This window comes from Streptomyces sp. NPDC002773, assembly GCF_040295605.1.
Lineage (GTDB): Bacteria > Actinomycetota > Actinomycetes > Streptomycetales > Streptomycetaceae > Streptomyces.
Genome location: NZ_JBEOVO010000002.1, coordinates 353,641 through 363,675, shown reverse-complemented (window position 1 = coordinate 363,675; position 10,035 = coordinate 353,641). Strand labels below are relative to the sequence as shown.

Here is a 10,035-nt window from a genome sequence, read left to right as displayed (position 1 = left end):
GTCCGCCCGAGGGCGCACCGCGGGGGCGGGCCGGCGTGATGGGGGTGCCGGCCCGCCGGGGAATCGCGGTCAGTAGCCGGCGACGGGCCGGCGGTGGCAGAGGGAGCGGATCCGCTCCTGGACGCGCGCCTGGAGCGCGGGGTCGAGCGCGTACGTGGTGTTCGCCGTGTTCTCCGTGGCGGTCAGCACCTCGTGGACGAGGCCCGCGACCTCCGCGACGTCGGCGAGCTCGAACCCGCGCGCCGCCATGCTGTTGCTGCCGAACCGCACGCCCGACGTCACCATGGCCGAGTGCGCGTCACCGACGATCCGGTTCTTGTTGACGAGGATGCCGCACTGCTCCAGCGCCTTCTCGGCGTTGACGCCCGTGACGCCGTACGAGGTGAGGACGTCGGCCACGACGATGTGGTTGTCGGTGCCGCCGGAGATGACCCGCACACCACGGCCCACGAGCTGCTCGGCGAGCGCGGCCGCGAGGTCGCGCACCCGGTGGATCCTGGCGGTGAACTCCGGCGTGGTCGCCGCCCCGAGGGCGTAGGCCTTGGCGGCGATGCTGTTCACCACCGGCGCGCCCTGGATCAGCGGGAAGAGCCCGCTCTGCAGGGTCTGCCGGAGCGTACGGCCGGTGGGGAGCACGGTGTCGGCGGAGTCGCCGAGCAGGATCAGACCGCCGCGCGGGCCGTAGAGCTGCTTGTGCGTGCAGGTGGTCACCACATGGGCGTGGGCCAGCGGCGACGGGTGCAGCCCGGCCACCACGAGACCGGCGATGTGGGTGATGTCGGCGAGCAGGTACGCCCCCACCTCGTCGGCGATGGCGCGGAACGCGGCCCAGTCGAGCGTACGGGGGTAGGCGGTGGTGCCCGCGACGATCAGACGCGGCCGGTGCAGCAGGGCCTGGGCCCGGACCTCCGCGTAGTCGATGAGGCCGTCGGGCCCGAGGCCGTAGCTGTGCGCGTCGAAGATCCGGCCCGAGATGTTGACCGAGGCGCCGTGGCTGAGGTGGCCGCCCGCGTCCAGGTCGAGGCCCAGAATCGGGTCGCCCGGCTTCAGGAGCGCGTTCATGACGACCTGGTTGGCGGTGCTCGCCGAGTGGGGCTGGACGTTGGCGTAGCGGGCGCCGAAGGCCTGCTTGGCGCGCTCGACCGCGAGCCGCTCGACCTTGTCGACGTTCACACAGCCGGCGTGGAACCTGCGGCCCGGGTACCCCTCGGCCGTGACGTTGGCGAAGAAGCTGCCCTCGGCGAGCAGCGCCGCGGGCGTCACCGGGCTGCACGAGGCGACCAGGGCGAGGGTCTCGTGCTGCCGGCGGAGCTCGTCGTCCATGAGCCCGTAGAGCGCGGGGTCGCCGAGCTCCATGGCGTGCAGGGCGTTTTCGTAGAAGGACGACAGCGGGGCGGTCGGACCGGTGAGCGTGGGCAGACCGACGGCGTGGGTCATGGAGTCGCATCCAAACTGTGAGAGCGGCGGTCGACGGGCGAGGCGAGGGCGACGACGCGTGGAGGTGGTGGGGGCGGTCAGAAGTTCGGCGTCGAGAGCATCGCCGCGACCTTGCGGTCGGGGTCCTCGAAGCCGCGCCGGCCGTGCATCACGCGCTTGTTGTCGATCATGACGATGTCGCCGGCCTGCCACTGGAGGTCGACCCGCACCTGCTCGGTGGCGTCGAGCGCGTCCCAGCGGACGTGCTGCGGGATGGAGGATCCGTCCTCGAAGGAGACGATCGCGCCGGAGCCCAGGTAGCTGTTGCACAGCGTGGGCGCGTCCACGTAGGGCGCCTGCGGGACCGCGGAGACGGTCCACTTCCAGTTGAGGTTCCCGGCGTCGTCGAAGTCGTACGCGAAGTCGTCGAACGTGGCGAACAGCGCTTCCAGCTCGGCGCGGTCGGCCGTACCGAACACGCGCTCCTGGTGCTCCGGGGCGGTCGGGAACGGCAGGCGCCAGGTCAGCCGGAGCTTGTCGAACAGGTCGCGGGTCTCGGTGGCGAGCCGCTTGTACGCCTCGACGCCGTCGTAGACGGTCGTCTCACCGTCCTCGTCGGCCGGCCGCACGCAGTAGAACCACTGGAGGCCCGGGTGCAGCGGGCAGTAACTCATCTCGGAGTGCGCCGGAATGGGATTCCGGTGCGCGTCCACGAGGAGGACGGCGCCGTCGTCGGAAATCGTCTCGCGGTTGGGGTTCTGGTGGAAGAAGAGCTTCGACGAGAACTTCTGCACAAGGGCGCGGAAATCGTCGGCGGTGGCCCCGAACCCGCGGAACATCAGCGTGCCGTGCTGCTTGAAGAGTTCGGCTATCTCGGAGTGCGGGAGTTCGGCGAGGGGAAGATCCGCACTCTCGATCACCAGACCGTGGTGATCGGAAAGGGGAGACATTTTGAAGGGGGTTGCAGCCATGAGAATTCCTAGTGAGGAGAGGCCCTGACTTTCGATCACGACGGTGACGTTAGAGGGGCGCCGAGAGGGTGGGCAATATCGGATCCCTGGACGGATCCGGTCAATGCCGGGGGCGTGCAATTCCGTCCAAGGCGTGGACGGTGCGATGTCCCATTCCTGAACAGGCGGTGTCCCCCAAACAGGTGTCACGGCTTTCGGGGGCGTGTGTTCGCGCCGCGAGACGGTGACCATGGGAGGCCGACCGGCAGTGGAAGGCATGACGGAAGGCGATGCGGTGGAAGACGACCTCGGGCCCGGCGCCGTACGCGGCCGGCTCGCAGAGATCTGGTGCGGGGCGCTCGCGATGGACCGCGTCGAGGACGCCACGGACTTCTTCGCCGTCGGCGGCCGCTCCCTGCTCGCGGTGCAGGTCACCGCGCGGGCGGCCGACGTCTTCGGGGTCGAGGTGAGCAGCAGCGACCTGGCCGTCGACGCCTCGTTCGGCTCCATGGTGGAGCGCGTCACCCGGGCTCTGCCCTCGACCCCAGGGAGAGCACGTGCTGCTTGACGCGCCCCCGGCCGTCCCGGCGCTCGGTCCGGCCGACTGCCACATCTGGTGGACCGATCCGGCCACGGTCACCGACGACTGCCAGACCCTGCTCGACGGGGCCGAACAGGAACGGGTCCCGCAGCTGCGCAGGGCGGAGGACCGCCGCCGGTTCATCGCCGGCCGGGCCCTGCTGCGTACCGCCGCGGCCGGCTACCTCGGCCTTCCGCCCCGGCGTGTCGAGGTGGTCGCCCACTGCCCCGACTGCGACAGGAACCACGGCAAGCCCGAACTGCCGGGCACCGGGCTCCAGGTGTCGGTCTCGCACTCGGGCGACCGGGTGGCGGTCGCCGTGACCAGGGCCGGTGCGGTCGGCATCGACGTGGAGGAGATCAGCACGTCCGTGTCCCCCGCGGAACTGCTCCCCCATGTCATCGGACCGGCGGAACCGCGCACCCCCGCCCACGCCACCGCGAGCGGCTTCCACCGGATGTGGACCCGGAAGGAGGCCGTGCTCAAGGCGACGGGCCTGGGGCTGCGGGTGCCGCTGGCCGAGATCGGGGTATCGGCCCCGGAGGAGGACCCGAGGGTGCTGTTCCTGGGAGGTCCGGCCGCCAGGCCGGCCGAGGACTTCGTACTGGCCGACCTGGAGGCGGGTGCGGGCCGCGCGGCCGCGGTGACCGTGATCGGCGGCGGGCCGCTGGCCTTCACCGCCTACTCCCGGAGCCGCCCCTCGGCCGCCGCCTTCAGCGCGGGGCCGCCGCGGGCTCCGGGGTCCTGGCGCTGAGCGGCCTCATGTCCGTCCACACCTGCTCGATGTGGTCGAGGCACTGCTGCCGGTCGCCACGGAACCCGTCCGGCTCCCAGCCGGCCGGCAGCTCGCGGTCGGCGGGCCAGAGCGAGTACCGCAGTTCGTGATTGCGGACCACGAGATGGGCGCTGTTGTCTTCGGACGTCATGTCTCCACCTGCTGTCGTTGTCGGGGGTTTCTTCGGCTAGGGCCTGTCTGACAATTCGCGTCGGATCAGGCCGTGCGTGCCGGGCGGGCCGGACCCGGCGGGAATTGTCAGACAGGCCCTAGGGGTGCGCGGTCAGGGCGGCGCGGACCAGCTGCGCCTTGTTGTGCGCGCCGAGCTTGGAGCGGATGCGCTTCACGTACGTGTCGACCGTGTGCTGGCTGATGCCGATCCGCCGGGCCGCCTGGTCGTGGGTGCAGCCCTCGACGAGATGCCCGAGCACCTCGCGCTCCCGCGGGGAGAGCGTGGCGACGCCCTGCGGGGCGCCGGGTCCGGCACCGGCCGGGACCGGGCCCGCCACCCGCCGGACGGCGTCCACGAGCAGCAGGGGCGCGTCGTCGAACGGATGCGTCTCGCCCATCCGGTGCGGGCCCGCGGCGCGGCCGGCGGAGGTTCCGTCGGCCGTCAGCAGGACCGTACGGGCGGCGGGCACCCCGGCGGGCAGTGCGTCGAGCAGGCCCAGGTCGAGGACCAGGCAGTCGACCGTGCCGGCCGCCACCGCGAAGGGCGTGCCCGTCGCGAACGCGACCTGGATGTCGGCCTCCGCGTCGAGCAGGTAGCGGACGCCCAGGAGGGCGAGCTGGTTCCGGACGAAGATCCCGGCACGCACCATGTCGACTCCCCGTCTGCGCTGGTTCCGGTCCGTTCCGGCGGTACGGGGCCAATCTTCTGGATCGTTCGGACGGTACGGAAGACAACTCCGGTGGCCCATTGGGGTCCTGGACAGAAGGGGACATCGGGGCGCAGGGCGCGCAGGGGTACGGCGAAAAAACCGGCCTGCCACACGGGCAACCGGTCTACGGGGGGGGAACGACCGGCCCACCTCAGGGCCACCGGTCTACGGGGGGGAACGACCGGCCCACCTCAGGGCCACCGGTCTACGGGGGCGAACGACCGGCCCATCTCAGGGCCACCGGTCTACAAGGAAACGACCGGCCCGATCAACGACCACCGGTCTCCGACGGTCAGCGGTGCTCCGGGATCCAGCCGTTCTGCACGGCGCGGACACCCGCCTCGAACCGGCTGCGCGCCCCGAGCCGGGTCATCAGCTCGGAGGCAAGGCGTCGAGCGGTCCGCGGCGACACCCCGAGCCGCTTGGCGATGGTCTCGTCCGTGTGGCCCTCGGCCAGCAGGACCACGACCATGGCCTGCTGGTCGGTGAGCCCCTGGTCGTCGGCCCTGCTCTCCTCGTTCAGCGGCCGGGCGCCGTTCCACACGCTGTCGAACAGCGCGCACAGCGCGGTCAGCGTGCCGTGGCCGGTCAGTACGAGGGCTCCCTCGGAGCTGTTGTCGCTGTTCACGGGGATGACGGCGGCCTTGCGGTCGACGACGATCATCCGGGTCGGCAGCGTCGGCACGGTACGCACCTCGCCGCCCAACTTGGACAGCCAGCTCACGTACTGGAGGGTGTGCGGGCTGTTGCTCGCGCTGTTGAGGTAGACCGTCCGCATCCGGACACCGCGCTCCAGGAGTTCCTGGTTGAGCGGCTTCGCGGCCTCGATGTGCTCCGGCCGCTGGGGCCCGTCGGGGGCGAAGGTCATGACCTCTTCCCGCGTCTCCCGGGTGAGGGCCGCGAGCCGGTCGCGGATCTGGTCGATCCCGGTCAGGCGCTCGCTGTGCGAGCGGGTGTCGGCCGGCCGTGCCTCCGCGAACTCCGCGATCAGCCGGGCCGCGGCCGCCCGCGAGTCCTCCATCTGTTTCTGGTGCGCGGCGAGTTCCGCCTGCTGGCGCGCCATCAGCATCTGGAGGCCGACCTCGGGCGATACGGGCCACAGCTCGCCCTCGCGGTCGTACGAGGGTCTGAGCAGTGCCAGCTCGCTCAGGGTGTCGAGGGCGTGGCGCACCTGCTCGGGAGTGAGCCCCAGTCGCTCAGCGAGGTCCGTGACGCCGTCACGCGGCTGCGCGAGAAGGCCCCGGTAGACGGCCTCGGCAATGGCATCGAGACCAAGCGACTTGAGCACGGAACTTCTCCCCCCGGAGCTCTCGTAAAGACGCTACATCATCACACGTGTGGCTTGATTTCTACAGGTGGAGGGGTGGACTGTACCGGCCATTGCCGGAATGGGACTTCTGGTGCTCTTCTCCCGTGTTCGCCCTTTTGGGAAAATGCGAGCGTGTATCTCGTTCACACCGAACTCCTTAACAGGAAGGTGGACTTGTGTATCCCTCGGAACCTCGCGGATCTCCTTCGCGCCCTGGCGCACCCCGACGAAGGGGTGGAACATGTGGTCATCCACCCCCGCCCGGGGCACGGGGTGACGGTGGGCGTCTACCTGCTGACCGATGGCCTGCGGGACGCGGAGGAGACGGCGGCGAGACTGTGCGGACGCGCGGTGGACGCGATCGGTCCGCTGCCGGGGTGGCGGGTCGGGCGCTCCGAGGCGCCGCTGCTCGCCCCGCACGGTCTCGAAGACCTGTGGCTGAGTCCCGATGTCTGACCATTGAGTACGGGGACACGTGCCGCTGACCGTTTCGGTCCAGGGCCCGTTCCGTCCACCGGATTCCTCTTCCGAAGGTCTTTCTGCTTGGCGAAGCTTGTCGCACAGAAGGAACAACTCACCGACTTCGGAAGGGAATCATCCGTTGCTGCGCTTTCGTCCCGCCCGCTGGGCTGCGGTTCTCCTGACGGCCTTTGCCCTCCTGACCCCGGCGGTCGCCATGTCCGGCGACACCACGGAGTCCGTCGTCGTCGGCGGCCCCGCGCCGGACGACATGATCTGGGGCTGACATCCGCCTCGACGCCTCGACGCTTCGCCGCCATGGCGTCGCCCGGTGACGCGGGACGGGGCGCCCGGAGTGCCCGGAGTGCCCTTTCCAGAATGAGCACGGCATCGAGGACAACGGTCCTCGATGCCGTCTCGGCTTTCAGGGATCACGCACGCGTCCCCCCACCCACCTCACACCTCACGCGCGAGCGTCACCGTGCACGGCGAACCGCCGGGCGTGGCCCCGCACTGCCCGCAGGCCGCGAGCGCGGGAGCGGCCGTATCCGGTGCGGGCGCCCCGGAGCGGGGTTCCGGCACGGCGGCCGTGAACGCCGCGGCGTTCACCAGGCCCGCCAGCACGTCCCCCACCAGCACCGGGTCCCGCGTCGCAGGCGTCGCCGCCCCGAAACCCTCGCACCGCGGGCAGAGGTCCATGCCGAGACCCGGGACCCCCGTCCCGTACGGCACACCGCAGGAGTCGCACGCGTCGCTTCGCCGGCCCGAGCCCATGTCCCGCCCCCCTGAGACGCCATCAGCTCTCAGGGACATTCCCCCGCGGGCCCGAAAACGAACGGATGTTTACGGCCATGTCGGGGCGTACCCGCCGGGCGGTGCGGTCCCGCCCCCGCCGGGCCCGGCCGACGACCTTCGGGCACTCATATGTGCGGCTCCCCGCACGCCCGTGCGTTCGGTGCGGAAGAATGGTGCGGTGACCTCTCCCCGTGCCCCGCACACTCCCGCCCCGGCGCCCCGGCTGATCGCCACCGACCTCGACGGCACGCTGCTGCGCGACGACAAGACCGTCTCCGAGCGCACGGTCGCCGCCCTCGCCGCGGCCGAGCGGGCCGGGATCGAGGTCTTCTTCGTCACCGGCCGCCCGGCCCGCTGGATGGACGTCGTCAGCGACCACGTCCACGGCCACGGCCTCGCGATCTGCGCCAACGGCGCCGCCGTCGTCGACCTCCACACGGGAGGCACCTTCCTCGAGGTGCACCCGCTGGAGCGGCCGATCGCCCTCGACGTCGTCCGGGCGCTGCGCGCCGCCGCACCGGGAACGTCCTTCGCGGTCGAGCTCACCACCGGGATCCACTACGAGCCGCAGTACCCGCCGTTCTTCCTCGACCCCGGGGCGACCGTCGCCACCGCGGAGAAGCTCCTCTTCGAGGAGACGCCCGGCGCCGCGGCCCCGGTCCTCAAGCTGCTCGCCCAGCACCCGGAGCTCGACCCCGACGTGTTCCTCGCGACGGCCCGCGCGGCCGCCGGAGAACGGGCCTCGTTCACCCGGTCCAGCCCCACCGCCCTCATCGAGATCAGCGCGCTCGGCGTCTCCAAGGCCTCCACCCTGGCCCTGTGCTGCGCCGAGCGCGGCATCACGGCCGAGGAGGTGGTCGCCTTCGGCGACATGCCGAACGACATCGAGATGCTGAGCTGGGCCGGCCGCTCGTACGCGATGGGCAACGCCCACCCCGACGTGATCAGCGCCGCCTCGGGCCGCACGGCGAGCAACGACGAGGACGGCGTGGCCGTCGTCATCGAACAACTGATCACCGAGGCGAAGGCCGCCGCCGAACCCCGGCAGACCACCTAGGGCGTGTCCGGGCGCGGACCGAACCGGCCACCCGCCGCACCAGACGGCCGTCCCGGCGGACACCCGCCAGATCAGGCACCCGTCAGAGCGGCGCCTCCCACACCACCGTCGTACCGCCGCCGTCCTCCCCGACACCCGGTCCGCACCAGCTCGCGCCGCCCAGTGACTCGGCCCGCCGCGCCAGGTTGCGCAGGCCGCTGCGGCGACCGCCGGCCGGGAGGCCGATGCCGTCGTCCGCGACCGAGAGCCGTACGCCCGCGGAGCCGTCGGGCAGGGTGACGCCCGCGTCGACGACCACCTCGATCCGGCTCGCCTCCGCGTGCCGGAACGCGTTGGAGAGCGCCTCGCGCAGGGCGGCGATGAGGTTCTTGCCGGTAAGTTCGCCGACCGTCGAGTCGATCGCGCCGAGGAAGCGGTGCGCGGGCTTGAAGCCGAGCGGCACGGCGGCCATGTTGATCTCCCGCAGAACACGCGTGCGCAGCCCCGACGGCGCCTCGGCGGGCCCCTGCTGGAGCGCGAAGATCGCCGTACGGATCTCCTGGATGGTCACGTCGAGTTCGTCCACCGCCTTGCCGACGCCGTCCCGCACGGCCGGCACGATCGACCTGCGCTGGGCGCTCTCCAGCATCATGCCGGTCGCGAAGAGCCGCTGGATCACCAGATCGTGCAGGTCACGGGCGATCCGGTCGCGGTCCTCGTACACGGCCAGCCGTTCCCGGTCCCGCTGCGCGTCGGCCATCATCAGGGCAAGCGCCGCCTGCGAGGCGAACTGCGTGGCGAGCGTCCGCTCCGTCTCCGTGAACGGGCGGGCCCCCCGCGCCCGGGGCGTGGCGAGCGCGCCGAGCACCCGCCCGCCGCTCTGCAGCGGCAGCATCATGCTCGGCCCGTACGAGGAGGTCAGCCGGCTGATCATGCGCGGGTCCGCCGCCGCGTCCGTCACGAAGACCGTCTCGCCTCCCAGGAGCCGCCGCACCACGGCGCTCTCGGGCGGGATCACCTCGCCGAGGAATGTCGTCGGCCGGGGCGAGGAGACGGCGACGATCTCGAGACCGCCGTCCTCGGCGGGCAGCAGCACGATCCCCGCGTCCGCGTCGGCGAGGCGGCGGGCCTGCTCGGCGACGACCGTGAGGGCGTCGTCCGCGTCACCACCGGAGAGCAGCGCGGTGGTGACGGCGACCGAACCGTCGATCCACCGTTCGCGCTGCCGGGCCGCCTCGTACAGCCGGGCGTTGCCGATGGCGATGCCGGCCTCGGTGGCGAGCACCCGGACCATGTGCACGTCGTAGTCGTTGAACTCGCCGCCGCCGCGCTTCTCCGCAAGGTACAGGTTGCCGAAGATCTCGCCCTGGACCCGGATGGGGACGCCGAGGAAGCTGGCCATCGGGGGGTGCCCGGCCGGGAAGCCCGCCGAGCGCGCATCGGTGGACAGATCGGCGAGGCGGATCGTCTGGGGCTCGCGGATCAGCGCGCCGAGCAGCCCCGCGTGGCCGTCGGGGCGGCGCCCGATCCGGCGGGCCACGTCCTCGCCGACGCCGAAGGTGACGAAGTCCGACAGGCTCTCGCCCTCCTCGTCGACGACGCCGATCGCGGCGTAGCGGGCGCCGGCGAGTTCGGCGGCGGTCTCGCAGATGCGGTCGAGGGTGGAGTGGAGTTCGAGCCCGGTACCGACCGAGCGCATGGCCTCGAGGAGCTGCGGTACGCGGGCGGTGAGCTCGGTGGACAGCCCCTGGAGGCTGCGGGCGGCCTGCGTGGCGGCTTCCAGGGGGTCCGGGGCGTCGGACGCTGCGGCGGTCATGGCTTGAGCCTAGTAAGT

The 10,035-nt window shown here is 71.8% G+C and carries 12 protein-coding genes; 5 read left to right on the top strand and 7 right to left on the bottom strand.

The window, feature by feature from the left end; all coding sequences use genetic code 11:
* Positions 1-69: 69 nt before the first annotated feature.
* Complete coding sequence (gene glyA, locus ABT034_RS04295) at positions 70-1,437, bottom strand: serine hydroxymethyltransferase (protein WP_351211072.1); 1,368 nt, start codon at positions 1,435-1,437, stop codon at positions 70-72.
* A 77-nt stretch (positions 1,438-1,514) separates the two neighbouring features.
* A complete protein-coding gene (locus ABT034_RS04290; RefSeq protein ID WP_351211070.1) occupies positions 1,515-2,336 on the bottom strand; it encodes a TauD/TfdA family dioxygenase in 822 nt (273 codons plus the stop codon).
* A gap of 307 nt (positions 2,337-2,643) precedes the next feature.
* Here ABT034_RS04290 and ABT034_RS04285 point away from each other — a divergent pair, with 307 nt between their 5' ends.
* Both ABT034_RS04285 and ABT034_RS04280 read left to right on the top strand, forming a co-directional pair.
* The gene (locus tag ABT034_RS04285) at positions 2,644-2,934 is read left to right on the top strand and encodes a phosphopantetheine-binding protein (protein ID WP_351211068.1); all 291 of its coding nucleotides are present in this window, start codon (positions 2,644-2,646) and stop codon (positions 2,932-2,934) included.
* On the top strand, positions 2,924-3,700 hold the full coding sequence (locus tag ABT034_RS04280) for a 4'-phosphopantetheinyl transferase family protein (protein ID WP_351211066.1): 777 nt from the start codon (positions 2,924-2,926) through the stop codon (positions 3,698-3,700). The genes ABT034_RS04285 and ABT034_RS04280 overlap by 11 nt, the downstream gene beginning before the upstream one ends.
* Here the strand turns inward: ABT034_RS04280 and ABT034_RS04275 are convergent.
* The 3 genes from ABT034_RS04275 to ABT034_RS04265 all read right to left on the bottom strand — a co-directional run bounded on the left by ABT034_RS04275 (position 3,660) and on the right by ABT034_RS04265 (position 5,890).
* The gene (locus ABT034_RS04275; RefSeq protein ID WP_351211064.1) at positions 3,660-3,872 is read right to left on the bottom strand and encodes an MbtH family protein; all 213 of its coding nucleotides are present in this window, start codon (positions 3,870-3,872) and stop codon (positions 3,660-3,662) included. The genes ABT034_RS04280 and ABT034_RS04275 overlap by 41 nt on opposite strands.
* A 118-nt stretch (positions 3,873-3,990) precedes the next feature.
* Positions 3,991-4,542, bottom strand: a complete 552-nt coding sequence (locus ABT034_RS04270; protein WP_351211062.1) for a LuxR C-terminal-related transcriptional regulator — start codon at positions 4,540-4,542, stop codon at positions 3,991-3,993.
* 352 nt (positions 4,543-4,894) lie between these two features.
* Positions 4,895-5,890 (bottom strand): helix-turn-helix transcriptional regulator, encoded by a 996-nt coding sequence (locus ABT034_RS04265; protein ID WP_351211060.1) that lies wholly within the window; start codon positions 5,888-5,890, stop codon positions 4,895-4,897.
* Between the two features lie 264 nt (positions 5,891-6,154).
* On the opposite strand from ABT034_RS04265, the gene ABT034_RS04260 reads away from it, so the two are divergent.
* Entirely contained in the window at positions 6,155-6,367 is a 213-nt protein-coding gene (locus ABT034_RS04260) for a hypothetical protein (protein ID WP_351211058.1), read from the top strand.
* A gap of 145 nt (positions 6,368-6,512) precedes the next feature.
* On the top strand, positions 6,513-6,656 hold the full coding sequence (locus ABT034_RS04255; RefSeq protein WP_351211056.1) for a hypothetical protein: 144 nt from the start codon (positions 6,513-6,515) through the stop codon (positions 6,654-6,656).
* A gap of 170 nt (positions 6,657-6,826) precedes the next feature.
* On the opposite strand, the gene ABT034_RS04250 is transcribed toward ABT034_RS04255, so the two are convergent.
* A complete protein-coding gene (locus tag ABT034_RS04250; RefSeq protein ID WP_351211054.1) occupies positions 6,827-7,069 on the bottom strand; it encodes a hypothetical protein in 243 nt (80 codons plus the stop codon).
* 274 nt (positions 7,070-7,343) lie between these two features.
* On the opposite strand from ABT034_RS04250, the gene ABT034_RS04245 reads away from it, so the two are divergent.
* Positions 7,344-8,222 carry a Cof-type HAD-IIB family hydrolase gene (locus ABT034_RS04245; protein ID WP_351211052.1) on the top strand — a complete coding sequence of 293 codons (879 nt, stop codon included), beginning with the start codon at positions 7,344-7,346 and terminating at the stop codon, positions 8,220-8,222.
* Positions 8,223-8,304: 82 nt separating this feature from the next.
* Here ABT034_RS04245 and ABT034_RS04240 read toward each other — a convergent pair whose 3' ends face one another.
* Positions 8,305-10,017: a sensor histidine kinase gene (locus tag ABT034_RS04240; protein WP_351211050.1), complete on the bottom strand. Its 1,713-nt coding sequence runs from the start codon at positions 10,015-10,017 to the stop codon at positions 8,305-8,307.
* Positions 10,018-10,035: the final 18 nt, after the last annotated feature.

What these genes read in the sequence shown, in the direction of transcription:
- ABT034_RS04270 (WP_351211062.1), bottom strand. Translation starts at nt 4,542, where the DNA reads ATGGTGCGTGCCGGGATCTTCGTCCGGAACCAGCTCGCCCTCCTGGGC.
- ABT034_RS04240 (WP_351211050.1), bottom strand. Translation starts at nt 10,017, where the DNA reads ATGACCGCCGCAGCGTCCGACGCCCCGGACCCCCTGGAAGCCGCCACG.
- ABT034_RS04250 (WP_351211054.1), bottom strand. Translation starts at nt 7,069, where the DNA reads ATGGACCTCTGCCCGCGGTGCGAGGGTTTCGGGGCGGCGACGCCTGCG.
- glyA (WP_351211072.1), bottom strand. Translation starts at nt 1,437, where the DNA reads ATGACCCACGCCGTCGGTCTGCCCACGCTCACCGGTCCGACCGCCCCG.
- ABT034_RS04285 (WP_351211068.1), top strand. Translation starts at nt 2,644, where the DNA reads ATGACGGAAGGCGATGCGGTGGAAGACGACCTCGGGCCCGGCGCCGTA.
- ABT034_RS04275 (WP_351211064.1), bottom strand. Translation starts at nt 3,872, where the DNA reads ATGACGTCCGAAGACAACAGCGCCCATCTCGTGGTCCGCAATCACGAA.